The 25,110-nt window shown below is 42.0% G+C and carries 30 protein-coding genes and 1 pseudogene; 9 read left to right on the top strand and 22 right to left on the bottom strand.

Annotated features, from left to right (window positions below; genetic code table 11):
• Position 1 precedes the first annotated feature (1 nt).
• From FIB07_14345 to FIB07_14315, 7 genes are all read left to right on the top strand, one after another.
• On the top strand, positions 2–220 hold the full coding sequence (locus tag FIB07_14345) for a DUF2180 family protein (protein ID NJD54034.1): 219 nt from the start codon (positions 2–4) through the stop codon (positions 218–220).
• 6 nt (positions 221–226) lie between these two features.
• Complete coding sequence (locus FIB07_14340; protein ID NJD54033.1) at positions 227–1,126, top strand: pyruvate ferredoxin oxidoreductase subunit gamma; 900 nt, start codon at positions 227–229, stop codon at positions 1,124–1,126.
• Positions 1,123–2,295 carry a pyruvate ferredoxin oxidoreductase gene (porA, locus tag FIB07_14335; protein ID NJD54032.1) on the top strand — a complete coding sequence of 391 codons (1,173 nt, stop codon included), beginning with the start codon at positions 1,123–1,125 and terminating at the stop codon, positions 2,293–2,295. The genes FIB07_14340 and porA overlap by 4 nt, the downstream gene beginning before the upstream one ends.
• The gene (locus tag FIB07_14330; protein ID NJD54031.1) at positions 2,292–3,254 is read left to right on the top strand and encodes a pyruvate synthase subunit beta; all 963 of its coding nucleotides are present in this window, start codon (positions 2,292–2,294) and stop codon (positions 3,252–3,254) included. Before porA ends, FIB07_14330 begins: the two co-directional genes overlap by 4 nt.
• Complete coding sequence (locus tag FIB07_14325) at positions 3,251–3,508, top strand: glutaredoxin family protein (protein ID NJD54030.1); 258 nt, start codon at positions 3,251–3,253, stop codon at positions 3,506–3,508. The genes FIB07_14330 and FIB07_14325 overlap by 4 nt, the downstream gene beginning before the upstream one ends.
• A complete protein-coding gene (locus tag FIB07_14320; protein ID NJD54029.1) occupies positions 3,505–4,002 on the top strand; it encodes a ferredoxin:glutaredoxin reductase in 498 nt (165 codons plus the stop codon). The genes FIB07_14325 and FIB07_14320 overlap by 4 nt, the downstream gene beginning before the upstream one ends.
• 185 nt (positions 4,003–4,187) lie before the next feature.
• Entirely contained in the window at positions 4,188–5,627 is a 1,440-nt protein-coding gene (locus tag FIB07_14315; protein ID NJD54028.1) for a hypothetical protein, read from the top strand.
• Between the two features lie 182 nt (positions 5,628–5,809).
• On the opposite strand, the gene FIB07_14310 is transcribed toward FIB07_14315, so the two are convergent.
• Positions 5,810–6,748, bottom strand: coding sequence for a hypothetical protein (locus FIB07_14310; GenBank protein ID NJD54027.1), 939 nt, complete (start codon positions 6,746–6,748; stop codon positions 5,810–5,812).
• A 140-nt stretch (positions 6,749–6,888) separates the two neighbouring features.
• Here FIB07_14310 and FIB07_14305 point away from each other — a divergent pair, with 140 nt between their 5' ends.
• Positions 6,889–7,167 carry a hypothetical protein gene (locus FIB07_14305; protein NJD54026.1) on the top strand — a complete coding sequence of 93 codons (279 nt, stop codon included), beginning with the start codon at positions 6,889–6,891 and terminating at the stop codon, positions 7,165–7,167.
• Positions 7,164–7,247: pseudogene (locus tag FIB07_14300) on the top strand (formylglycine-generating enzyme family protein). Before FIB07_14305 ends, FIB07_14300 begins: the two are co-directional and overlap by 4 nt.
• Before the next feature lie 307 nt (positions 7,248–7,554).
• On the opposite strand, the gene FIB07_14295 reads toward FIB07_14300, so the two are convergent.
• The 21 genes from FIB07_14295 to FIB07_14195 form a co-directional block, all read right to left on the bottom strand.
• Positions 7,555–8,265 carry an MBL fold metallo-hydrolase gene (locus tag FIB07_14295; protein ID NJD54025.1) on the bottom strand — a complete coding sequence of 237 codons (711 nt, stop codon included), beginning with the start codon at positions 8,263–8,265 and terminating at the stop codon, positions 7,555–7,557.
• Positions 8,266–8,525: 260 nt separating this feature from the next.
• The gene (locus FIB07_14290; GenBank protein NJD54024.1) at positions 8,526–9,593 is read right to left on the bottom strand and encodes a hypothetical protein; all 1,068 of its coding nucleotides are present in this window, start codon (positions 9,591–9,593) and stop codon (positions 8,526–8,528) included.
• 124 nt (positions 9,594–9,717) lie between these two features.
• Positions 9,718–9,936, bottom strand: coding sequence for a hypothetical protein (locus FIB07_14285; protein ID NJD54023.1), 219 nt, complete (start codon positions 9,934–9,936; stop codon positions 9,718–9,720).
• Positions 9,929–10,282 (bottom strand): hypothetical protein, encoded by a 354-nt coding sequence (locus tag FIB07_14280; protein NJD54022.1) that lies wholly within the window; start codon positions 10,280–10,282, stop codon positions 9,929–9,931. The genes FIB07_14285 and FIB07_14280 overlap by 8 nt, the downstream gene beginning before the upstream one ends.
• Before the next feature lie 31 nt (positions 10,283–10,313).
• Positions 10,314–11,516, bottom strand: coding sequence for an FtsX-like permease family protein (locus tag FIB07_14275; protein ID NJD54021.1), 1,203 nt, complete (start codon positions 11,514–11,516; stop codon positions 10,314–10,316).
• 8 nt (positions 11,517–11,524) lie between these two features.
• Complete coding sequence (locus tag FIB07_14270; protein ID NJD54020.1) at positions 11,525–12,721, bottom strand: hypothetical protein; 1,197 nt, start codon at positions 12,719–12,721, stop codon at positions 11,525–11,527.
• Positions 12,718–13,395, bottom strand: coding sequence for an ABC transporter ATP-binding protein (locus tag FIB07_14265; GenBank protein NJD54019.1), 678 nt, complete (start codon positions 13,393–13,395; stop codon positions 12,718–12,720). The genes FIB07_14270 and FIB07_14265 overlap by 4 nt, the downstream gene beginning before the upstream one ends.
• Before the next feature lie 174 nt (positions 13,396–13,569).
• Positions 13,570–14,520, bottom strand: coding sequence for an NAD(P)-dependent alcohol dehydrogenase (locus FIB07_14260; GenBank protein NJD54018.1), 951 nt, complete (start codon positions 14,518–14,520; stop codon positions 13,570–13,572).
• A complete protein-coding gene (locus FIB07_14255) occupies positions 14,517–14,978 on the bottom strand; it encodes a hypothetical protein (GenBank protein ID NJD54017.1) in 462 nt (153 codons plus the stop codon). Before FIB07_14255 ends, FIB07_14260 begins: the two co-directional genes overlap by 4 nt.
• Positions 14,979–14,989: 11 nt before the next feature.
• Positions 14,990–15,700, bottom strand: coding sequence for a DUF4386 domain-containing protein (locus tag FIB07_14250; GenBank protein NJD54016.1), 711 nt, complete (start codon positions 15,698–15,700; stop codon positions 14,990–14,992).
• Positions 15,701–15,793: 93 nt separating this feature from the next.
• Complete coding sequence (locus FIB07_14245; GenBank protein ID NJD54015.1) at positions 15,794–16,900, bottom strand: formylglycine-generating enzyme family protein; 1,107 nt, start codon at positions 16,898–16,900, stop codon at positions 15,794–15,796.
• A 56-nt stretch (positions 16,901–16,956) separates the two neighbouring features.
• On the bottom strand, positions 16,957–17,895 hold the full coding sequence (locus FIB07_14240) for an NAD(P)-dependent alcohol dehydrogenase (protein NJD54014.1): 939 nt from the start codon (positions 17,893–17,895) through the stop codon (positions 16,957–16,959).
• Positions 17,896–17,936: 41 nt separating this feature from the next.
• Positions 17,937–18,554, bottom strand: a complete 618-nt coding sequence (locus tag FIB07_14235) for a class I SAM-dependent methyltransferase (GenBank protein ID NJD54013.1) — start codon at positions 18,552–18,554, stop codon at positions 17,937–17,939.
• Complete coding sequence (locus FIB07_14230) at positions 18,547–19,305, bottom strand: DUF4386 domain-containing protein (protein NJD54012.1); 759 nt, start codon at positions 19,303–19,305, stop codon at positions 18,547–18,549. The genes FIB07_14235 and FIB07_14230 overlap by 8 nt, the downstream gene beginning before the upstream one ends.
• Positions 19,298–20,284, bottom strand: a complete 987-nt coding sequence (locus FIB07_14225) for an NAD(P)-dependent alcohol dehydrogenase (protein ID NJD54011.1) — start codon at positions 20,282–20,284, stop codon at positions 19,298–19,300. The genes FIB07_14230 and FIB07_14225 overlap by 8 nt, the downstream gene beginning before the upstream one ends.
• Positions 20,285–20,313: 29 nt before the next feature.
• The gene (locus tag FIB07_14220) at positions 20,314–21,027 is read right to left on the bottom strand and encodes a DUF4386 domain-containing protein (GenBank protein NJD54010.1); all 714 of its coding nucleotides are present in this window, start codon (positions 21,025–21,027) and stop codon (positions 20,314–20,316) included.
• Between the two features lie 31 nt (positions 21,028–21,058).
• Positions 21,059–21,505 carry a hypothetical protein gene (locus FIB07_14215; GenBank protein NJD54009.1) on the bottom strand — a complete coding sequence of 149 codons (447 nt, stop codon included), beginning with the start codon at positions 21,503–21,505 and terminating at the stop codon, positions 21,059–21,061.
• Positions 21,506–21,522: 17 nt separating this feature from the next.
• The gene (locus FIB07_14210; protein NJD54008.1) at positions 21,523–22,227 is read right to left on the bottom strand and encodes a DUF4386 domain-containing protein; all 705 of its coding nucleotides are present in this window, start codon (positions 22,225–22,227) and stop codon (positions 21,523–21,525) included.
• A 31-nt stretch (positions 22,228–22,258) separates the two neighbouring features.
• A complete protein-coding gene (locus tag FIB07_14205) occupies positions 22,259–23,269 on the bottom strand; it encodes an NAD(P)-dependent alcohol dehydrogenase (GenBank protein NJD54007.1) in 1,011 nt (336 codons plus the stop codon).
• Between the two features lie 46 nt (positions 23,270–23,315).
• Positions 23,316–23,999, bottom strand: a complete 684-nt coding sequence (locus FIB07_14200) for a DUF4386 domain-containing protein (protein ID NJD54006.1) — start codon at positions 23,997–23,999, stop codon at positions 23,316–23,318.
• A gap of 63 nt (positions 24,000–24,062) precedes the next feature.
• Positions 24,063–24,938 carry an alpha/beta hydrolase gene (locus tag FIB07_14195; protein NJD54005.1) on the bottom strand — a complete coding sequence of 292 codons (876 nt, stop codon included), beginning with the start codon at positions 24,936–24,938 and terminating at the stop codon, positions 24,063–24,065.
• Positions 24,939–25,110: the final 172 nt, after the last annotated feature.

Raw genomic sequence — 25,110 nt, 5'->3', positions numbered from 1 at the left:
GTTGAAATGTTTTGAATGTGCACGAAACGGGACTGTTGAAGAATCCGTATCTATCTGCATAATGTGCGGCAAAGGGCTATGTATGGGACATACACACAGGATTGACCTTCCGATATGGGAGGGAGGATATCCGGCGCCTGTGAAGATGCTGAAAAAAGGTCTTCCCAGATTCGTATGCAGTGATTGCGGGAATATACTTTTACCCGGCTCCTGTGAATAAAAAGTCATGTACGAAGTAAGGTTTCATGGCCGCGGCGGGCAGGGGGCGGTCATGGCTGCTCAGACCCTTGCAGAAGCTGCGGTCAATGAAGGAAATTATGCTGTAGCATTTCCTTTTTTCGGGGCTGAAAGACGGGGAGCGCCGGTTCTTGCCTTCACACGTATCGATTCAAAAAAAATATTCAGTAAAACGCAGGTATATAATCCCGACTGCGTTGTCGTACTTGATGATTCGCTGCTTGACACGATTGATGTTGTATCAGGTTTGAAACCGGAAGGTATCGCGGTTATTAACTCAAAGGAAAAACCGGAAGACATAGATCTGGGTAAGACCATTAACACCGCGACCGTCGATGCAGTATCCATCGCGCTTGAAATCCTGAAAGCCCCGATCACCAATACTGCAATCCTGGGGGCATTTGCAAAAGCGACAGGGATTATAAAGATAGAGTCCTTAGAAGAATCGATCAAGAGAAAATTCGGTGAAAAGCTCGGAGAAAAAACAGGTGAAAAAAATGCGCTTGCTGCACGGACCGCCTATGAAAAGACAGTAATGGGAAAAAGCAGGGGTATAAAAAAGCTTGAAGCAAGAAAACAATGGCTGCCCACATATCAGGAAATGCCGGTGGGCGGATCTCTTATTGAAAGTAAAACTGATGCAGGTCTTATCGGGCCCGGAAGTTTTATAGAGAATAAAGTATCGGGCTGGGCTACGTATCGCCCGTTGAGGGACAGGGAAAAATGCGTTATGTGCCTTTTATGCTGGTTTTATTGTCCTGAAGGCACGATTCACAGGATATCCAACAAGGGGGACCTGATGACCAATTACGATTATTGCAAAGGATGCGGGGTATGCGCCAACGAATGCCCTGTTGACGCGATAAAAATGGTGAGGGCCCGCGCATGAAGAAAGTAATTACAGGCGACCATGCTGTTGCGATCGGTGCAAAACTTTGCCGCGTGGAGGTAGTACCTGCTTACCCGATAACCCCGCAAACGCTGATAATAGAGCATATCGCGGATTTTATAAATGATGGGGAACTTGATGCAAAGTTCCTTACAATGGAATCCGAGCACAGCGTAATGAGTGCAGCAGCAGCAGCATCTGCTGCGGGTGCAAGGGTTTTCACCGCGACTTCTTCCCAGGGACTTGCTTTCATGCATGAGATGCTCTATGCTACAGCGCCGTTTCGGCTTCCGGTTGTGATGCCAGATGCCAGCCGCACTCTTGCAGGGCCGCCGGGCATATGGTGCGAATACAATGATTCCATGGGCGCGCGTGATTCGGGATGGCTGCAACTTTATGTGGAAGATAACCAGGAAGCCCTGGATATGGTGATCCAGTCTTTCAGGATTGCTGAAGATAAGAGGGTTTTACTTCCTGTAATGCCATGCCTTGACGGTTTTGTACTTACGCATACGGTTGAGCCGGTTGATGTCCCGGAACAGGAGAAGGTTGATTCGTTCCTGCCATCTTATAAGCCTGATATCATCCTTGATCCCGCAAGACCTGCTATGATAGGGGCTTTCATGCCTGCTGAATATATTATGGAATTGCGAAGACAAACTGCGGGAGCAGTTGAATCCTCAAAAGAAGTAATCCAGGAAATAAACGGTAAATTTGCAAAAGAATTCGGAAGGGATTATGGGGGCCTGATTGATACTTACCGGATGGATGATGCGGATATTGCTTTGATCACTATGGGAACTGTCACAAGTACATCCCGCGAGGTTGTCGATGAATTGAGGCAAAAAGGAGAAAAGGCGGGTTTAATAAAGCTTCGGTTTTTCAGGCCATTCCCTTCAGAGGAATTAAGAAAAGCGGTAGCGCAGGTAAGCGCCCTTGGCGTTTTTGACCGCTCGGTATCCTATCACGGGGGAGGGCAGGTATATAATGAGGTCCGTTCGGCCCTTTTCGGGATGACAATACCTGTAATCAATCATCTTGCAGGATTAGGAGGCCGCGATGTGACAAAGGAGCAGATAATGAAAATGTTCGAGCTGACACGAAAGGCAGCAAAAGGTGAAAAAGTTAATCAGATAAATTGGCATGGTACGCGGGGTGAAACTGTATGATCACAATAAAGGAACTGCCGGATGAGAATCTTTTTACCGCAGGACATACCGCATGTCCGGGATGTGGCGTTGCCATGTCGATAAGGAATGCGATACGTGTTCTTGGAAAAGATACTGCCGTATATGTCCCTGCAAGCTGCGGCGTGGTGTTTGGCACAACATTCCCGTATGGGGCGTGGAAAGTCCCGTTTTTCCATACAGCTTTTGAAAATACCGGGGCCTGCCTGACCGGAATGCAGGCAGCTTTTGAAAAGAAAGGGAAGAAAGTAACCGTGGCCGGCTTTGCAGGGGATGGCGGGACTTATGATATCGGTTTGCAGAGCATGTCGGGTGCTGCGGAACGTAATGATGATGTTCTTTATATTTGCCTTGATAATGAGGCATATATGAATACAGGGATACAACGAAGCGGCGGGACACCATTTGGCGCATGGACCACGACCACACCTGTAGGGAAGTATATCCAGGGAAACAGGAGGTTTAAGAAAAACCTCGGGGATATCGTTGTAGCGCATGAAATTCCGTATTATGCTACACTTTCCATCGGGCAGCCCCTTGATTTCATAAGAAAAGTAGAGAAGGCAAAAAATATAAAGGGTTTCCGTTTTCTTCATATGTTCACTCCATGTATACCGGGCTGGAAAATGGACCCGGCAAGAACCGTTGAGGTCACAAAAAGGGCTGTGGAAAGCGGGATGTGGACATTGTATGAAGTGGAGAACGGTGAGAAACGGATCACTTATAAACCGGGAAAAATGAAATCAGTAAAAGATTACCTGATGATGCAGGGGCGGTTCAGGCACATGAGCGATGAAGATATAAATACTCTCCAGATGTGGGTTTGCAGGAAATGGAACCTGCATTATAAGGAGAAAGGATCGCCGGATATCTGTGAAATCGCGCCGCCTGAGGAGCATCATGCAGTTACGGAAGAACACAGGGAGATGCACGGACCATGAAGAACAAAATTAAACCAAAGCTTTATACGCTTAGCACATGCGTTCATTGTCGCGCAACAAAACGGTTCTTGAAGGAGAACGGAATCGAATATGACTATGTGGATGTCGATAAATTAAGCGGGAAGGAAAGGGAGGATATAATTTCTGAAATGATGAAAATAAGTCCGGACCTGAGATTCCCGACCATAATTATCGGTGATGATGTGATCATAGGCTTCCATGAAAATAAAATAAGAGAGGCTCTGGGCTTATGACAACAGTTGAAGAGATGTTTGCAGGAATGAAAAAAATTGCAGATGAGGAAGGTTATAAGTTCAATCCTTATAAGGATGAACTTGATGATATCCTGCAGGGTTTGTGGGATAATGAGCACCAAAATGGCTATGGGTCGTGCCCCTGCCGTATCGCAAGCGGTGCTCTTGCCAATGACATGGATATAATCTGCCCCTGCAACTACAGGGACCCCGATATTGCACAATACGGATGCTGCCTGTGTACATTATATGTAAATGACGAATGGATATCAGGAAGAAAGCCGCATGATCCGATCCCGGAGCGGCGGCCCCAGGAATATTATGTAAAAGGTTATCCGAGTATCAGAGAACAGAAAGGAGCAGGAGGTGGAGAAATGGTAGAGGTTTACAGGTGCCAGGTTTGCGGATATTTATGCGCAAGGGAAGAAGCGCCGGATCTATGTCCTATTTGCAGGGCTAAGAAGGAGAGGTTTGAGAAGTTTGAGATGAAGTGAGTTTGAAATTCCATATTTATGTATAGTCATGATTTTATAAGCATTTTATAGTGGATAAAAAGGTGTATCTTAAAGCTATATTTTTTATAATAATATTTTTGTCGTTATTGATTTCAGGATGTGTGCAAAATACAAATAGCCCTCTTTCCGAACGCCAAACAGATCAATTTATTGCAGAACACAAATTGACGCCTTTAGCAATTAGAAACGTTGAAAATTATACCATAATTTTATCTGAAAATCAAATTTGTTCTGCATCGGTCGATGAAAACGGAGAAATGGGTTGGGCATGCTCAATGCCAGTAATTATGAATATTTCGGAACAGGTGTCAATCAATAACATAGGATCTCTTGTGACGATTACTATTCATGATAATGAACTATTTAAAAAAGCCTGCATGGCAAGTGTAATATTCGAAAATAAAGACGAGATAAGAGAACCTGTCAACAATAATAGTAGCTCAATAATCATTGTAGATCAGAACCAGACAAATATCAATAATGGGTGGTACTCTATAAAAATATATGATAAAAATGAGAGTATACTTTTTAATGAAACCAGAGGATACACCACAATAAAATATTCACCTGAAATAACCCTTTTTGAGATTCCCGGTGAAATAAGGGAAACCCTAAGTATAGGGTACTATTATTACTATCCTCCTTATTCACCGAAAAAAGACCTTGTTTTCCAGATAGGGGAACCAGTTGAGATAATGCTGTCTTCCGAGGAATTGAGGAAAGGATATTTTCCACGGATTGCAGATGAGATTACTTTTGTAATATCAGATACGAATGGAACTACCGTCTGGAATCAATCCGTCAATCCTACTGGTGAGGGGAGTCATTCCGAAAAATCCATAATTACCGGTTCAGGCTCTACCGGTGCAAAATCAGGATTGGGTGTTTCCTGGAATCAGACCGATATAAATAACAACTTGATCAAACCCGGGACATACAAAGCCGGAATAATCTTCAAAAATATTTCATATAATGTCCCTGCTGACTATTCTCGTGTGATTACTTTAAGGATTTCAGAAAGAATAACCGGAGAAGGAAATCTCACATATCAGATATCTGCTGTTCCAAAAAACTTCGATATTTATGACCTGAAAGGGATTCCAATACAGGGAAAGTCCACCTATTATGCCATTGAGGTTGGAGGTAAAAAATACGCGGCTTTGAATGGTAAATCAAATGAGATTGCAGAGATCCTGATAGAAGATACAGAAAAAAAATCTTTAGTTAAAGGTCAAACCATGGATATGGGAAATGGATATTCCCTATATGCACAATGGGTTGATTCAGGTGCAAGTCCAAATATTTCAAGAAGGAATTCTACCAGACTGACTTTTTATAAAGATAAAAGGATACTCAAAAGCCAGACTTTATCATCAGGGGATCTTTTTGAATATTCGACAAATATCAGCAATGAAACCAATATTCCCATTTTTTCGATTTATGTAGATGCGATTTTTGAAGGATTAGAGACTGACGTTGTTTTTTTGAGATATACCTGGTTGATGTCCGAAGATGTTATGTATATAAAAACAGGGGATGTTATCGGGAAATATGAAGTAGTCAATGCTACTGCCAATATGCTTGTTTTGAAGATTCTGACTTAGCATAATTCGATATCCATTCTGGTTTCGCAGGCGGATTCGTTGCTAATAATTCCCTCCATTACACTTAAACTACTTTTCATGAACATACAAATTAGAGCTTCCACCATCACCGAAATTAATTTGTGCGGTTTCCCAAATCCACAGCATCTTTCTGTATTGGGTCAGGCGCCGGGGATGCTAATTCAATTTCCATTCAACTTACTCGGTACATAATTAAATTCAAATTCATCCACCTTCTCTGGCTGTAATCCAATGTTAGCAAACATTTTCTTGAAAATACGGCGATATTCTTCTTCCGGGATTTCCTCTCTTACGCCTAGTATAATCCAAAGAGCTACGCCTCCGGAACTATCGATTCTGATACCATACTCGTGCTCTTTATCCTGAAAGATTATTCTTACATTTGGGACAAGAAATTCTAAAGTACCCATCTTTTTGTCCTTGTTATAGAATGTTTCTGTAACGCCTTCTGAACCGCTTGAAGTAAAATTTGAGCTGGTACTTGACGCATTTAAATTGGAATATACTGCCTGGAGGTTCTGCACCTTTTTTATAATAATTGATCCATGCGTTTCATGATTCTTCCTGATAGAATCTTTGAGCTGTGTCAAATAATTTCTTGATTCCGGTTCAGTTAAACCAAACATCAACTTGAACTTTTCAACAATCCATTCATCTGGTGGGAGATCCTCAAGCTTGATTGGTGCACCGGTATATGGTGATTTTTCGATAAAGAAGGTTATAGGAGTGCTATCTTCAGAAAAATCATCCTCTGATGCTAAAAAATACACATTTTCACGGTAAAAAAATGCAGTTGAAAGAAATCTATAGTCTTTACCAAGTCGTTCATCAAGGTCTGCTATATTAGAGGGGGGATGCACTCCAATAGGGAGGAACTCAGGCTCTTCAACTGTATATCCGGTTTTTTTTGCACTGGAGATGACCTTATCATAATTAATTTGACCAAGGTTACTTCCGTATGAGGAATATTGGGCCTGATCTGTTAAAATGATCAATCCTGAAAACAATATATTTAATGCATTTGCTGCTATCAATATTCCCGGTACAAGTAATATCGCAATGACGATCTTTTTCGATTTTGACCAGTTTTTATATTTCATTTTGTTCGCTTTTTTCCAAATAATTTATTCATTTTATCCATTGAATCTCAATCTTTAATACAACGTTCAAATACTTAAACTGGTCTATTAATAATCAAGTTGGTTTCATATTAGCTAAGTATATGAATCAATATTCAAATATGGAGTTAAATATAGCTAAAAAAATCGTCAAAATAAAGAGCAAAGCAGAAAAGGACAGCAAGTCCAGCACAAATATCTTCATACTGCTGATCGTGCTGGGTGCAATGCTTGTTGGGTTTATGATCTTTGCGCCGGAATCATTGCTTTTTATCCTGTGGTTTATTACGGGTTCAGATGGTTCACGTGACGTACAACCTTCACCAACTAATAATTATGTTCCTGAAAAATCGACCCCATATCCTTTCCCGGGTACGGATTCAAATCAAAAGAATAAGTGAAGATCCCTGACGGGTTCTACCTTGGCAAACATGAAGTTACACAGAAACAGTGGCTTGAGGTCATGGGAGACAATCCTTCCTTAAGCAAAATCATGTTCTTTGGGCATACCCAGGAGACACAAATGCCCTCATATAATGGAAGATAAACCCTGTCCTCCGACAGTATCAAGTCTCCAGGTGCATATGTCCTGTAAGAAGATGTGTTTGAAATAGCCGCGCCTGCACTGTCTACAAACAATAAGAATGACAGGGCTATTATTCCTATTACAATTCTGATGCCTCTTATGGTATAATATGAAAACATGGAAAACTGATCAATCTATTTAATTAGCAACTTCATACTTAAACATGTCTATTTATAGTCAAATTGGTTAAAAAATAAATGTGTTATCTTTTGATTACCTCTTGATTTATAAACAGTTCCATCGGGAAGGGCTTTCCATGCCCAGGATAAACGGTATTTATTTGCAAACCTATCAGTTTTTCAACACTGGCATTCGCTGCCGTTGGATCATCCATATTAGAATTAAGACCCGGTTTGTCCTCGTTTAGAAATAAATCGCCACAAAACAGGTCGCCACTTGCTGTCAGTATTCCTATAGAACCTTTTGAGTGCCCTGGAGTATGAAGAACTATAGCGTCGAATCCATATCCGGAGAGATTGTATCCATCCTCGACATATAGATCGGGTTTAAATCTTTCCGATTTGCCAAAACCGAAGAGGATGGGTACCATCATTCCCAGGAGAATATTGCCTTTTTTTCTGTTCCAGAACATATCTCCGCGTTCAACCATTCCTGAATCGCCATTGTGCATCGCTATTTCCGTCCCAAACTTTTTACGGAGATAGGCGGCATTGCCTGTATGGTCAAAATCTCCATGTGTTAAAACGATAAGTTTGAGGTTGCCGGGCCTTAAGCCTGCGTTTTCAAGCTCCTTTTCAAAATCAGCGCGCTTAGTTGAGAAGCCCGTGTCGATCAGGATATAACCGTCGGCGGTTTTTACAAGGTAGCTATTTACATCTATCAGGTAATGTAAAGTGATGGTTTTAATCTCCGAAGGCTGTTCTTTAGCGATCACTTTCAGAGGATCAAGCATAACAAGCAATCCGGCCAAGATAATACCAACAATAATAAAGAGTCTGGCAAACAGCCATTGTCTCGACTTTAATGATTCCTGTATTGATTGTTTCTTGAATTTGTATTTCATATAATCACCCCATATACGGATACATTATGCCCCACTGATGCGTTTTTTAACAGTGCGCCCATAGTATATTTTAGATGTAAACTATAAATAAGCTGCGGAACTGCGTTTCACAATAATGCTGCACCTGGCACGGTGGAGATATTCGCTCATCATCCCCTTTTTCGCTCCCATGCTCCGGACATGGTCGGCGCCGAGCCAAGTTCGACAATGCCTCTCCATCGGTAAGTGGCTGGCCAGGTGCGAAACATGGGCATCAAGCGCGTGAATATCTCCATGCTAAGTGGCAGACCTGACGGTTTCCAGTGCCCGATAACATCAAGTTCAACAGCCACACGATTCCCCGTCCGCGAAGCGCTGAATGAACCGCCAGTGATTTTTACTCCGGCAATGTGAATTGTCCATTTACCGGCAACAGAGCCTCGATATGGGATTTCATGTATGTTTGGAAAGCTGGGGGAAAAACCCACTTCAACCTTTTGGGGCTCTTGTCCGACGCTGATCCGGGTGACGCTTCCATCTCCATCCGCTACAACTGTCATCCCTTCAACATCTGCGCTTCCCGGCGTTGGAAGTTCGACTGCCACGGGTCGGCTCATTGGAGGGTTCAGTATGCCGATGATAGGTCTCTCTACATAGCGTACAAACCACACCCGCTGCCAGTTCAAAAGAATTGGCAAAGACGCGGGGCGCAAGGTTCGGTCACCGATTCTTCCTTCCACAAGAGATCCAGAGCGCCGGACAAGGTCGATATCTGGCATGAATACAAGCATGAGTCTTGGCGGCTTTTCTACATCCGCGCCAACCGGCGCAAGCAGCGGGAAACCGCGCTTCCCATGAATGTCCTCATGGACGCGCAGCTCAACTTTGCGTCCCTGCGCATCGATGAATGCCACATGAAGATCAACTCTTCGTTCAGTAAGTTCAAAGCGCGCTGGTTCGATGTTTGTCTCCATAAAGTCCTCAATGCCTGTGCCAACTGCTAACGTGCTCCTGTCAACCATGACACCCTGCTGCCAGTAAACATCGACTTTTCCATTCTTTCTGTAGCGCAGCACTCTCATGCCCCTGCCGTTGATTGGATCATCGAATACTTGAGGCTCCAATCCTTTAAACTCTGGATCGTCTTTGAAGTCGGCGACGAGAAGTCTTTCCATTGGATCGATGTCCAGGCGAAATGGCAGCAATATCTGACGTGGAGATCGGGCACCTGCTGTCATATTATCACCTTTGCTGGATCTGTATTGTCTTTTATCATCTGTGTAACATCAATGTTGTATTCAGCCCCTTCAACAGTCCAGTATGACCAGGGACTGCCTTCATCTTCCCAGATTATTGCAATAATCAAGATATCTCCTCCTTATAAAGATGTCTTGGTACTCTCTTGCCGCCTATTATTGAAGTCAATAGCATTTGAAAAAGCTGTTTCATCTTAAAGCTGGCTACAAGGAGCCTTTCCATTGGCTCGATGCCCAGACGGATCGGCAGCACCAAACGGCGCCGTGATAGGGAATCAGTAGCCATTGCATTAATCTTCATTTTCTGTTTTGATCCTTTATCCATGTTCAATGATTCGAGGTATGAGAACAATTATTTCCGATAAGAAAATAAGAACCATAATTGCCAGCCAGATCTTCCATAACCACACCCATTTCTCAGGAAGTTTGTAAGCAGGAGTTTTAATCCCATCGCTATTGATCTTTAGCTCTTCCCTGATTTTCCCTGCATCATCAAGATCATCCACCTCCATTATGAATCCTCCCTGGTAGCCGCATTCCCTGCATACATACATTTGTCCTGTATTTATGGCAGGGAATATATGACCGCTGCTGATTCCTGCGTATTCTACATTTCCACCGCAAAACGGGCATATCTTATAACCGAATACAGGTTTTATTTGTGATTTCATTTATAAATTCATCCACTTTCATATTTTAATTCTATTGTTCAAACCTCAGCGCATCCACAGGATTCATCTTTGCTGCATTCCTCGCTGGCATAACTCCTGAAAGCACACCCATGATGATCGAAAAAGAAAGCGCGAAGATAATAAGCGATGGAGGGATAACAGTAGTCATAGCCCCGCCCGGCCCTATTATCTGAGGTCCTATTGCTGTTATTAAAACTGATATCAGAATACCGACAGTTATTCCTATCACTCCCCCCACGACTCCGAATAATCCTGATTCAATAAGGAAAAGTTTCATCACTTCATTATCAGTAGCCCCCAGGGCTTTTAGTAATCCGATTTGTCTTGTGCGCTCCATAACTGACATGAACATAGTATTTGCAATACCCACAGCGCCCACAAGAAGCGAAACAGCCGCAATTGAACCAAGGAATATTGTTATTGCCAGGGTGATGCTGCTTACCTGCTGCTGGATCGATGCAAAAGGAATAGCGGTAAAATCCTTTGTCCTTGGATTTACATGGCGGGACATCATAAGCTTCTGATTAATATCGGCTGTCACCTTATCCGCTAAATTCAGGTCTGCAATTTTCACCGTGATGTATGAGAACTGGTTTCTCTCCTTAGGGTCAGTAATAACATCACGAGCCGAATCGGCAGGCATATATATGTCATTATCAGTTTGGCCCAAGAATGAGTTTCCACCTGACAGGGCAAAAATACCCACTACTTTGAATGTTTTTCCCCCGATCGTTATCGGCCTATTCTGGGTGATCGGCTGCAAAAATAAATCATGAGCCAATCTATATCCAATCACTACAGAATTTGAGTCCCCGGGCTGGAGATACCTGCCTGATTCAAGGTCAGTAGTAATTGTGGAGCGCCACACTGTGGTATCAATCCCGCGTATTGAAACAGAGGCCTCTTCATTACCCAATATTATCTCAGAGGTGCCAGAAACCACCCCACTTACGTAAAGAATACCCGGCACCTGTTTGATCACATTCACATCTTTATCTGTAAGATTCGATGTCGATGCCGCATAGACTGTTATAAGGTCTCCTCCAAGACTTCCAAGGCTCTTTTGTACACTTGCCTGCATACCCTCACCGATAGAGATTATAGCCACTATCGCAGCTACGCCGATTACTATCCCGATTATAGTAAGCCAGCTTCGCATCTTGCTTTTCCTGATATGGCTTAATGACAATCCGAAAATATCAAACGTCTTCATAATCTATCTCATTTTGGTTTCTTGAAATAGTTTGATATTTTCCCACGCTGCCAGTATATTACCAGTATGATTACTGCAACCGCCAGCCATAAGGTATAATTCGTACCGCCTGTCGTGTTCCCTGCCTGTGATCCGGGTGAGGATAATTCCACATTAAGATATCTCGGGATCCTGTGTCTCTGCCCGCTGGTGTCGGTATATTGTATCTCCAGTTCAAGACCGTTTCCTGCTCCGGCTGTTTTCGCGATCTGGAATATTGCGGACGTATAATCACCGGAATTTAAATTGCCAATAACCGACGTACTGCTCCCTGCTATCGAGAAATTTTCCTGGCGCGGCAGGGTGACAGCTACTGCGTTTGCAGAGCTTATCCCGACATTGGCGACGTTGAGCGAAAATGAGCCCAGGGTCTCCACGTAGCTTATTTCAAAATCGGTTATACCTGCAACGACCAGTCCGATGAGAGTATCAGTTGAATAATTGTTCTGTCCGATGATCTTTACCGGAATATTATATACTCCAGCATTTGCTGCTACATCTACGGCAAGATCGAATGTTATCGATGCAATATCCCCTGATTTCATAGTACCCAGGGAAAATTGCCTTCCACCCCCGAGTACAGAAAACGGTGCATTCGTACTCGCAATATTTATTTCGGCAACAGCGTTCTGTACCGTACCTGTGCCAGTATTTTTAAATGTTATTGTTTCTGTGTTCTTGCTCCCCGGTGCCACGGTACCGATCGTTGAATTTACAAGCATTATCATGGGCCTTCCCCTGATGTTCAATACCTGATCATCCAGTTTGGTTGTGGCTCTGGCCTGCGGATTAGAGATGTCTGTCTGCAATCCCCTGTAGGTAATAAAAACATTAAAATAATAATCCCCTTCCACCACATCAGGATTCACATATATCCTGAACTTTGCAGTTCGCTGATCGCCCCAATCATTAATAGTTCCAAGTGAATATATATCATTAAGGAGCGTTACAGCATTGGCAGATGCGTTGTCCTTTGGTGCAAGTTGTACTGTAACATCCTCCATAAAGTTCCCAAATCCTTTGTTCTGTATCGGTACATAAACATACGTGGTATCTCCGGGATACACAGGCGCGCTCTCGGTCACAAGATAATTAGAGGCTGCCGATGCAGCCTGTGCTATCATTAATGTCGATACGATTATTAAAATTATATTGAATTTATTCATATTCCACCTACTATTTTTCCATCAAGCATTTTTACAATTCTTCCTGCAGATCCTGCAATTTTTGGGTCATGTGTTATCATTACTGTAGTTATTCCCTCACGGTTCAATTGTTTAAAAACATCCATAACTTCGCCTCCTGATTTCGTATCAAGATTCCCTGTAGGTTCGTCTGCAAGGAGGATGGATGGACCTGTCGATAGCGCCCTTGCAACCGCCACTCTTTGCTGCTGTCCGCCCGATAGCTGGGAAGGAAAATGGTTTGCTCGTTCTGATAATCCAACCATGTCAAGAAGTTTTTTGGATGTGTCTTCTACCTCCGGCTCAGGAATTTCATGGATCCTCATAGGCAGCCGGATATTTTCAAGAGCTGTCAGGGTTGGATACAGGTTAAAAGTCTGGAATATGAATCCGATCTTTTTACCTCTTACCCGCGCCAGTTCGTCACTTTTAAATCCCGTTATATCTTTATCCTCAAGCAAAACTTTTCCGCGTGTTGGCATATCAAGACAACCTATCATATTTAGCATTGTTGATTTGCCGCAGCCGCTTGGCCCTGTTATAGCTACGAATTCACGTGCCTTGATTGTCAGGTCTATTCCTGCAAGAGCTGGTACGTCAAACTCACCCATGCGATAAATTTTCCAGACGTCCTGAAGTTCAATTTTAGTTTCCATACATCACCCATTTACGTCAAAATACTTAAACTTGTCTATTAATAGTCAAGTTGGTGTTTATTATTACTATATTAATTACATATAAAAACATATTTACTTAATGTTTGCACAGGCAAATCCATAGATTTAATTCTCTCAGACCTTGCCAGGATCGCAAATGACATGAGAGACTTTTTATCTTTTTTTCTTATGTCCCACAATTATTACTATATTTCCCCTTTTATGTCCTTTTTCCACATACCGGTGAGCTTCGACAATCTGCTCCAGAGGATAGCATCTGTCAATGATCGCCTTTATTTTCCCCGCTTCAATAAGCTCTTTGAGTAAAATTAAATCTTCAACATATATCTTTGGATGTTCATCATCGACTGAAATGTATTTCCCGTTCGGAGTTAACGCTTTTTTGCACTGAAGTTTTGAGCTATATCTTTTTCCAACGGCATCAAAAATAAGATCATAAGATTCTGCCTTATTCGTAAAATCTTCTTTTGTGTAATCAATTACCTTATCTGCTCCCAGAGATTTCACCAACTCCAAATTTGTGGTGCTGCATACCCCGGTAACTTCTGCCCCAAAGTACCTGGCAAGCTGTACCGCAAATGTACCCACCCCTCCGGATGCTCCATAGATAAGAACTTTTTGTCCGTCCCGGATATTTCCTTTCTTTAGAAAATACAATGCTAAAGTTCCCCTGGAAGGAACAGCTGCGGCTTCCTCATAGGTCACATTGGAGGGTTTTAATGCCATAATACAGTCAGCAGGCATACACAATCCGTCTTCGGGCAGACATGTGTATTCGGCATAAGCACCAAAACGCTTGCCGGTAAATGCAAAAATCCGGTCACCTTTCTTAAATCGTTTTACATCTTTGCCTATTGCATCAATTTCTCCGGCTAATTCTAACCCAAGTACAGGTTTTCTTGGTCTTCCGAAACCAACGAATATTCGCATGGGGATCCATAGCAAGAGATTTACTTTGCCGCTTCGAACTATACAGTCCGAGACTGTTACTGCTGCCGCATGGACTTTTATCAGGACTTCATTGTCTCTGGGCGTAGGTTTCTCCACCTCTTTGAGCTGAAGAACCTCCGGCGGTCCGTATTTTGTGCATATAATCGCTTTCATTCTTTATCTCCTTTGAACAGGGAATAGCCCGACAGGCCAATGCCCACAGCGTATAAAGCGCTCAGAACAACATTCACCTGCCATCTCACATTTTCGATGGGTGCGGAGGCGATGAAGGCAAATATCTCGACAAAGCCAATCGTAATCAACAACGCCCAAAATGCCCATTTTTGGCCTTTGCTTAGACTTAACCGGATAACAGACCAAGCCAGTACTGAGAGGGCAATCGCATAAGAGTTGTACAGGATCGTCAAAGCATTGAGCGATGTAATGACCTTGGAATCCAGGCTAGCGATTTCAGATTTTTCAAACACCATTCCCAGAAGCGGTGAGTTTCCAAAGTGAAAGACGACAATGATCAGTATCAAGGAGGAGAGAAAAAAATTGAGGCCGCACCATAAGGAAAGAAATCTTGAACCTGCTTTTAGCATTTTTGAAGTATTGTTAATTGAATTCATTTTTTATCTCCTTAGTTCATATCTACTTTAGCAGCCCCAGAAGCAAGTGCAACTGGATTGAATCCTTTAACGATCAGCCATGCTGCGAGAGTCAGTTCCTGGAAAAATATGGGTATACTCAATAATATGATTGGTGACCCCGAAAAGGGATCAATTTGAAGGAACATCACCAAGAAGACTGAAGTCAAATGCAATATGATCGCAACAATACCCCAACCTGACAGCCACCCTGGAATGAGTTTTGATTGGTAAAATACATAGTAATACATTAAAGCGCCCAGGCAAAAAGCGATTTGCGCCAACACTAAAGGTACCCAAAAACGCACTGCGAGCAGCAAAGCAACTGCGATTTGAAAAGTGGAAACAGCAGGAGCGTCTGCTTTTACAGCTTCCTGGCTTAATGTCAATAATAATAGCAGGCCGAGCGCAGCAACAATCTGGAATACGTTCTCAATAATTCGGGAACCAACAGCTCCAAGAGCCAAGAACTTGTTATGTCTTTTTAAGACTGGATACAGCCAGATTGCAATGTTCGCGCATGCAAATGCCATAACTAACTCGAGGAACGCCCCCAACATCACCAGATTTTTGTTCCTGGTCAAATTAATAAGAAGATTTGGGTCATCCAGTATGGGTTTCAAAATAACAGCGCTGAATACGCCTGCAAACCCAAAAAGGAATAACACACCCACAATTATCGCTGTTTTTCTGTCTGAATTCATTTTCTTCACCTTTATTATATTTGTCATATTAGCTTCCTCTAAATTGTTCATTTTAATCTCCTGTAACTTTCCATCCTTTTTTCAGTAAGTTCCCTAAGTTGACAAATCAAGCTGTTGAGACATCAGAAGACGAAAACCCAGGGCTTGGTTGCGTTCGTCAGGGGCTCGGTAATTCCGAAGCGCTGATCTACAGCAATTAGCGCCATACCAGCTACCGCCCCGAAATACCCGTTTCGAGCCAAAAATGTCCCATAACCAGCCATCTCCACCTTCCCAGGCACTTCCATCGGTTGGAGTAATTTTGTAATCACTATGATACGAATCCTGTACCCATTCCCAGACATTTCCGTGTATGTCGTACAGGCCCCACGGATTTGGCTTCTTTTGACCGACAGGTTGTGTTTCACCACCTGAGTTACCTTTATGCCACGCATACCCATCAAGCATTAATTCATTAGCTCTTCTTATTTTCTCCAATGTGGTTTCTATATTAACAAACTCACCTTCCTCCGCTATTAACCCCCTTTCACTAGATGATTGGGGTGAGCAAGAAATGCATGAGAGTACCAGACCTTGCACCTCCACTGTTAACTTCCATTCACCAAATGAATAGGAAGTGGTGGTTCCAGCACGCGCCGCATATTCCCATTCTGCTTCTGAAGGCAGGCGATACCTGTCCGTACCTTCTTTTGCATTTAGCTTGTTGATAAATTCCTGAACTTGATTCCATGAAACACTCTCAACAGGCCGGTCGTCACTCTTGAATAAAGAAGGATCGTCTCCCATGACCTCATGCCACTGCTTCTGTGTAACTTCATATTTGCCCAAGTAGAATCCATAGGAGATATTCACTTTATGGATAGGACTTTCACGACCATGCCTGTCCCATTCATCAGATGGCGAACCCATATCGAATTCGCCTGCCGGGATCAGCACGAACTCCATGCCGATGGAATTGGTGTATATCTTTTGATTTGTACCTGGGAAAGGATAGGGAGTTGATCTTTCAGGAACATAATTATTAGCTCGTGAGGGTTGTACATTAATGTGATTATCTGAACCCTTTATAAACCCCAGGATGTAAAGCAGTGATTCAGGTGAAAAAATCATAAGCCCAACAAGAAGTGTTCCCAGTAGGATAGACAATATGAGGGTATTCGTGGCGAACTTGCCGTCATGTTCTACTATGCGCTTTGCCATTTTGCGATCACTATTTTACTCCTTCTGCATCTTTGCATTAACTTCAGTATTCATTTTTATTTCTCTTTTTTATTGTTGTGTCCCACAGTTATCACTACATTTCCTTTTTTGTGGCCTTTGTCCACATACCTGTGAGCTTCGACCATTTGCTCCAGCGGATAAACTCTATCGATAACCGGTTTTATCTTCCCTGCCTCAATAAGCTCGTTGATGAATAGATACTCTTCAGTTTTTTCACCATCATGGTCAGATGAATCATGAACATTAAGATAGATTCCATTCTTTTTAAGCGATTTTTTAACTTGCCGAGAAGTTGTTTTACTTACTGCATCGAAAACAACATCATAAGTCTCACCATTTTTGGTAAAATCCTCTTTAGTGTAATCAATTACCTTATCGGCTCCCAGAGATTTTACCAATTCCAAATTTGTGGTACTGCATACCCCGGTGACTTCTGCCCCAAAGTACCTGGAAAGCTGTACTGCATAAGTACCGACCGCTCCAGAAGCTCCATAAATAAGCACTTTCTGTCCTTTTTGGATATTGCCTTTTCTAAGAAATCTCAATGCCATATTGCTACCTCCCGGAATTGCAGCGGCTTCTTCAAAGGACACATTAGAGGGTTTTATAAATACCATTCCATTTTCTGGCATGGATTTATATTCGGCATATCCACCGAAATTCTCCTTGAAGGTAGACGCAAAAACGAGGTCCCCTTTCTTGAATTTTGTTACGTTTTTTCCCACGGATTCTATTTTCCCGGCCAGCGACATTCCGAGGATAGCTCTTTTGGGTTTTCTGATACCCAGATATATTCTAGCCGGGAGCCACATTAAAATTGGAACTATGAAGCTTCGCATTCTGGAATCTCCTCTGGTTACCGTTGTTGTATACACTTTTATCAGTACTTCATTGTCCTTGGGCGCAGGTTTTTCAACCTCTTTGAGTTGAAGAACTTCCGGCGGCCCATATTTTGTATATATAATTGCTTTCATAAATTTTCTTCCAATTTTATATGGTTTTGTTATTATATTTTCTATTTCTTCTTTGCTACAACGAAATATTGTTGTCCGCTTTGATTCAAACATTCAGTTTCAACAATTTCGAAATTTCCATCAGTCATTAAATCTTTTAATTCAGATATCTTAAATAATGTGATCGGAGGAATTAATCCGATTTTGCTCACAGGCGATAACAGAACTCCTAAAAATGTCCCTCTCATACACGGTGTTGCAGAAATAATCAATCCACCCGGTTTCAATAATTCATTTATCCTTTGCATAACCTTAGGCTTATCTTCCACTAAATGGAGCAGGTAGAAACATAAAATTACATCAAAGGACCCTTTTATTAATTTTTCATCAAATATTGTTGTTTGCGCGAAATCTATGTTTTTAACTTTACGTTCTACAGTTTTTCTTTTCGCAGCTTCAATCATTTTGGATGAGATATCAATACCATAGACTGATTTCACACTGCCCGCAATCTCAATGGCTGCTGTTCCTGTTCCACACCCATAATCTAAAACATTATCACTAATTTTAAGTCGGTTTCTGGTTTTTTCAATAATCTTAACATTAGTCGATTCATCTTCTTTTTCTTCCCTATCAAAATACTTCGCCATCCTATCCCAGAACTTTTCAGATTTATTCATTTATTATATCCCTCTGCTCTACGTTTACTCCTTTAATCAGAAGCCATAAGCCAATTATTAGTTCAAAAATAACGCTCGGTGCCCAGGAAATTATTTGAATTATCATTATCGCTGCGTAATTCGGCGAAAGAATAGTTATTAATGCATACATGAAAATAAGCGCATACGAAAGAATTCCAAAACTGGCTAATATACCGGGAATGTATTTCGACTTGAGTAATAAATAAAAAAATACCATCAAATTGAGCCCAAGAAATACCATGGGAATAGCAGATATAGAAATACGCCCATTGAGAAATAATCCGACGAGGGCTTGTATATATTCCTGTTCAAATGCTGTCAAAGAAGCTTGGCCGTTTAAAATCAGCAAAGCAATAAAACTGCCAAGTGCAATAACTGCTCCCAGGATGGCTTCTGTCAATTTCAAGAAAAGCGCAAGCAAAGCAAGATTTTTGTTTACGGGTTTGAGTATTATATACAGAGCAAGAGCCAATACTACCCCGCTGATAGAGAAGATTAGCTGGTTAGTAATGCCGATACGAAATAGCAACTCATTGGCCATTATGTTATTGACTGTAGCTGTGACATTTCCTGCTACAATAAGTTTGGAGTCTATAAGAGTCCAGTTAAGGGTCCAGCCTATTACGATAAACAGGAACATCAAGCCTGCGACTTTTGCAGCTTTTCGTTGTGATGCTTCTTCGGTATGACCTGGTATTTCAATTCCTCCTGATTTGTCATGTTTAGTCATTATGCCCCACAGTTATTACTACAGTTCCCTTTTTGTGTCCTTTTTCGACATACTTGAAAGCTTCGGCCGTCTGTTCCAGCGGATAGCTTCTATCTATAACCGGTTTTAACTTTCCCGATTTAATAAGTTCTAAGAAGAAATTTAGATTTTCAACACTTTCGATTGATATCCCGCCCTTAATTTTCTTACCGCCGGTAATTGAGGTCCAGATTATTTTTGGAATATCCTGCAGTTGAAGCAAATTTTCAAGATAAATTCCCTTTTGTTTTAACGAGCTTTTACATTGTGAGAACGTAATCTTGCCTACCACATCAAAAATAACATCATAAGTCTCACCACTTCTGGTAAAATCCTCTTTAGTATAATCAATTACCTTATCCGCGCCTAAAGATTTTACCATTTCTGCATTCGTGGCACTGCAGACCCCGGTAACTTCTGCTCCATAATACCTGGCAAGTTGAACTGCATAAGTACCGATAGCTCCGGAAGCGCCATGGATAAGTATTTTTTGTCCGGCCTGGACTTTTCCCAGATCTCTTATAAAAAACAGTGCAGTATTCCCTGCTAAAGGAATGGCTGCAGCTTCCTCATATGTCATATTAGCCGGTTTTATTGCCAGCACCCCATCTTCAGATATACATATGTACTCTGCATGGCCGCCAAATTTAGTACCGGATGATCCAAAAACCCGGTCGCCTTCTTTAAATAGTTTTACCTTTTTGCCAACCGCTTCAATTTCTCCTGCTAAATCAATCCCCAGTATATTTATTTTTGGTTTCCTTAAACCAAAATTCATCCGTGCCGGGAATCTGAACGATTCAGGTACAAATGTGAAGTTGCGGACGTTGCAATCCGTAGTTGTTACTGTTGTTGCGTGTATTTTTATCAGTACTTCATTGTCCTCAGGGATAGGTTTTTCCACCTCTTTGAGCTGTAGTTCATCCGGTGGCCCGTATTTTGTGTGTACAATTGCTTTCATGATTATTCCTCCAATTTACTTTGATTTTGTTATTTTACCTCGTTTGTATCGGTTTTTGCAGACAGAGAAGCGATTGCCGATGGATCGAACCCTTTCACGATCAGCCATACTGCCAAAAACATTTCCTGCAAAAATATGGGGAGCTGTAAAACGTCATTGGTCGTCGACGTGATAAGTCCGGGCATCATCAATAGGCCAGACGCAAAATACAATATGACTCCAATAAGACCCCAACCGGATATCCATCGCGGAATGAGTCTCGCTTGGTACAGCGCCGAGTAGAACATCAGGAGGCCGAGGCTAAAGACGATGCTCAGGATCCCGTCGAATATACCAATTGTTTTGACCAACAGAATCCCATGACTGGCAAACTGGGTCGCGGTTACAGCCCCGGAGTCTACATATTGTCGGGCCACTACGACCAGGGAAAGCCAGCAAATCGCCGATGCAATATATGTGAATGTCTCCAGCCCCCCTCTGAAGATGACATACCCGACAGCTAAAGCCTCGTTCTTTCTCCTGAGGATCGGAAACATCACCGCCGGCATCATGGCGAGTGAAAATCCCATGACCAAAATAAGAAAAGCTGTTAACTGGGCTCGACTTGCATTTGAGGCTATTGTGTTGAGGTAATCCGGAGTGTCCAGAAACCCCCACGAGACGATTTTACTTAGTATACCAGCAATCGTTCCAATGATATATAACACTCCCACGATTATCGCTGTTTTTCTTTCTGAACTCATTTTGGTTGTCATTTTAATTTATCATAAATTATTAAATTTTAGTATTGACGACACTTTCTTGTTCAGGCCATTTCCAGGCATACCAGACAATCAGTGCAAGAAGCGCTCCTTCTATAACACCCAAAACTATGAAGAAAGCCCAAGAGTCTGTAAATGCTGACAAGGAATTAGTAATTATATAGATTACACCCAGGACAATATTTGTCCAACGATTCACTTTAGGCTTCAATGCCAGGGACAGGAAAACCATAACGCCCGGAACTGCCATGAATAATGAGAGTCCCAACAACGATTCCTGTGACACGGGAAAAGGCCCTATTTTCCCCGCCATCATATCTGCAATTACTCCGGGCTTATAATGTGAAAAAATATCCCCATATATAAAACAGAACATTACGGCTGCCCATAGCGCTGAAAGCTTCATCTTTACACCTATTTTCATGTCTTCCAATTCGGTGGTTATTTTTTTTGTATTCATATTACACATCTTCCATTTCAGTTGTTTTTTGGTTCGGCTTCGATTGCTGGTGAATTGAATCCTTTAACGATCAACCATACCGCCAGAACCATTTCCTGCACAAAGATCGGGAGAACCAACAACATCTGCATGCCTGAAGGTCCTGAAATCCTTTCGCCGAATGCGATCAATAGAGTCATCAAGAGCAACAATGCGAGCGCGACCAGACCCCAGACTGATAGCCATCGAGGGATGAGTCTAAATCGATACATAACATAGTAGTACATAGCCGCACCCAGGCAGAAGGCAATCACTGCAAGCACGAAACCCGCCCAAACACGCATTGCCAGAATCGAGGTGCCCAGGACTTGAAAGGTTGGAACAGCTTGAGGCCCTGCGCCCGCATATTCCTGGCTTAATGACAGCAGAGAAAGCAAGCCGAGTGCACTCACAATATAGAACACCGCCTCAATAAGCCTGAAACCAACTGACCCGATAGCTAGCCCTTCATTGTATTTCCGTAAGACAGGGTACAGCGAAATCGCGATGCCGGCACTTCCGGCAGCCGCGACAAACGTGAAAAGAGCTCCCAGCACTACCAGGTTCTTGTTTGCAGCAATCTGAACGAGGTAGTCAGGAGCACCCACGACTGATCCCGTAAGACCACTACCCAGTAGAGATGCAACTGTCGCAATAATAAACAATACTCCTGTAATTCTTGCGATATTTTTGTTTGAATTCATTTCTTTTCTCTTTTTAATTTCTCTTAATTTATTAAATTTTATTGTTATATTTAACAGTTATTATAACATTTCCATTTTTGCGTCCTGAGTCCACATATCTATGAGCTTCGGCAGTCTGTTCCAAAGAATAGCGCCTATCAATGACTGATTTTATCTTTCCCGCCTCAATAAGCTCTTTGACGGAATTTAAATCTTCCCTACTCCCTGGCGCAATCGCGCATATCACTTTCTTGCCACCAGTTATTGAAGTCCACAGCATTTGAAAAAGCTGTTTCATCTTAAAGCTGGCTAAAAGATAGCGTCCGTTTTGCTTCAGCGAGTTTTTACAGCCTGAAAACGAACTCTTGCCTAATATGTCAAAAATAAGATCATAGGTCTCACGGCTTTGGGTAAAATCTTCTTTAGCGTAATCAATAACCTTATTCGCTCCCAGAGATATTACAAATTCCAATCTCGGGGTACTGCATACCCCGGTAACTTCTGCCCCATAATATTTTGCAATCTGGACAGCGGCTGAACCTATCCCCCCGCTGGCTCCATTGATCAAAATCTTTTGTCCTGACTGGATATTCATTTTTCTAAGCAAATTCAATGCCATTATTGCCCCATAAGGAACGATGGCGGCTTCCTCATATGTCATATTGGCGGGTTTTAATGCCACACACCCGTCTTCAGGCATACATAGATACTCGGCGTAAGCACCCATGTTTTGACCGAGGTATCCAAAAACCTGGTCGCCTTTCTTAAACAGGTTAACGTCTTTTCCTGTTGCTTCAATTTGCCCCGCAAACTCACTCCCAAGTATTGTTATCCTGGGTTTCCAGAAACCAAAATACATTTTCGCAAAAAACCAGATGAGCAAAGGCATATTGAATTTACGAGGGGAGATATCTTTAAAATTTCGAGCCAAAAGATCCCCGTAATTTACAGATGTCGCATATACTTTTATCAGTACTTCATTGTCCTTCGGAGCAGGTTTTTCCACTTCTTTGACCTGAAGAACCTCAGGCGGTCCATATTCTGTGCATACAATTGCTTTCATAAATTTCCTCTTACTCTTTTGATTTTATCATTTCATTTAAATTAATTTATTTCTGCCCTGCAGAATCGGCATCGATTGCGGTTGGATTGAATCCTTTGGTTATCAGCCATACCGCTAAGACTATTTCTTGCAAGGCTATAGGGGCAACAAAAACGATTTGTATCGTAGGGATGAAACGAAACAAAACTAATATGCTCCCTATAATGGTCAATGTGATTCCGACAATACCCCAACCTGCTAACCATCCGGGAATGAGTCTTGTTTGATAGAATATATAATAATACATCATAGCCCCAGTGCTCCAGGCTAACAATACCACCACATCATTCAACCATTTAATCCCTGCCTGTAATAATACACCTGCGATTTGAAAATACGATGAATCCGGAGCTCCGGCTTTTACGAATTCCTGGCTTAATGTCACCAGTAATAACAGGATGACCACACCAACAATATGGAATACTGCCTCGATAATCCGGAAACCAGCCGCCCCAAGAGCCAGGCCTTCATTATATTTTTTTAAAACCGGATACAGCGAAATTCCAATACCTGCGCATGCAGCAGCCATAATAAACTGAAAAAACGCGCCCATGGTTACTTGTTTTTCATTTTCGGAGATTTTGACAAGATAATCCGGAGCATTCAGAATAGGCACGGTAAGCGCAGCGGTCACCACGCCTGCAAACCCGAGAATAAATAATATGCCTGTAATTCTTGCGGTCTTTTTCATTGATGCTTCTTCATTGTGGTCTTTCATTTCAATTTCTCCTGATTTATTTGGCTCTTTTTATACTCATTCACTATCCAAAATTTCATTACCAGACATATTTAAAAACTCTTTTATATTCCTTCTGACTTCATCCAATTGAGATAACATTGCATGCCCGCCAGTTTCAAATAATATTAATTTTGATTGTTTTATTTTATCATGGGAATTTATCGCGTGAGCATAATTCACTAAAGCATCATCTTTAGAATGTAATATCAGCGTTGGTGAAGTTATATTTTCAGTGGATATATTCTCAAGATAAAGCATCTTTGCGTCGTTGATTGTCCCTTTATACCTCCGGGTCATCGGATGCATCACATCCAGCATCTCCTTAGCCAATCGTTTTTGTTCCGGATCGAAACTTTCAAAGACATCCTCTGGAACGCCCATTAAATTAAGAATAGACGACTCCATAAATTCAGAAAAAATCCAGTAGGTATAATCCGATTGCTGTATCAGATGAATTATTTTAGTACTGATGGGCTCTTCGCTTCCTTCCGGTTCGGGCCCGCTTACTGCAAATAATAATATTAGAGCTAAAGTCTTTTCAGGATAATCATTGGCGAACTGGATAGCCGAAGCGCCTCCTGCTGAACCGGCCACTACTATGACTTTTGTTACATTGAGATCATCAAGGAGAGCAGAATATAATGCGGCTTGATTCTTAATTGATGCATTGTCTGGAATTGGTGAACGGAGAAAACCATATCTTGACACCGAGATAAATTTATATTTATCTTCAAGAAATACTTTTTTCATCCAGAGACCCTGATCAAAGCCGCCTCCAGCTCCATGTAAAAGGAGCATTGGAGTTCCTTCACCTTCTACTGAATACTCAATTTCTCCAGCAGGAGTCTTTAATATTTCACCTGTCTTTATACGTTCTTTTGCTAAACTCATTTCACGGTGATAATCAGGGTAAGTTAAAGCAAAAAACAAGAGAACTGCGCATAATACAATTATTAAAGGAATTAACCCACATTCCGCATACCCCCTAACACAAATACATTTTTTCATAATTTGAGCCCATAAGTGCCAATATCTTCCTGTGAATTTCTCTGAGATTCATCAT

Origin of the sequence: Candidatus Methanoperedens sp., assembly GCA_012026795.1 — an archaeon.
Classification (GTDB): domain Archaea; phylum Halobacteriota; class Methanosarcinia; order Methanosarcinales; family Methanoperedenaceae; genus Methanoperedens.
Note: the sequence above shows the minus strand (reverse complement) of the source record. Positions and strands in the feature narration are given on the sequence as shown.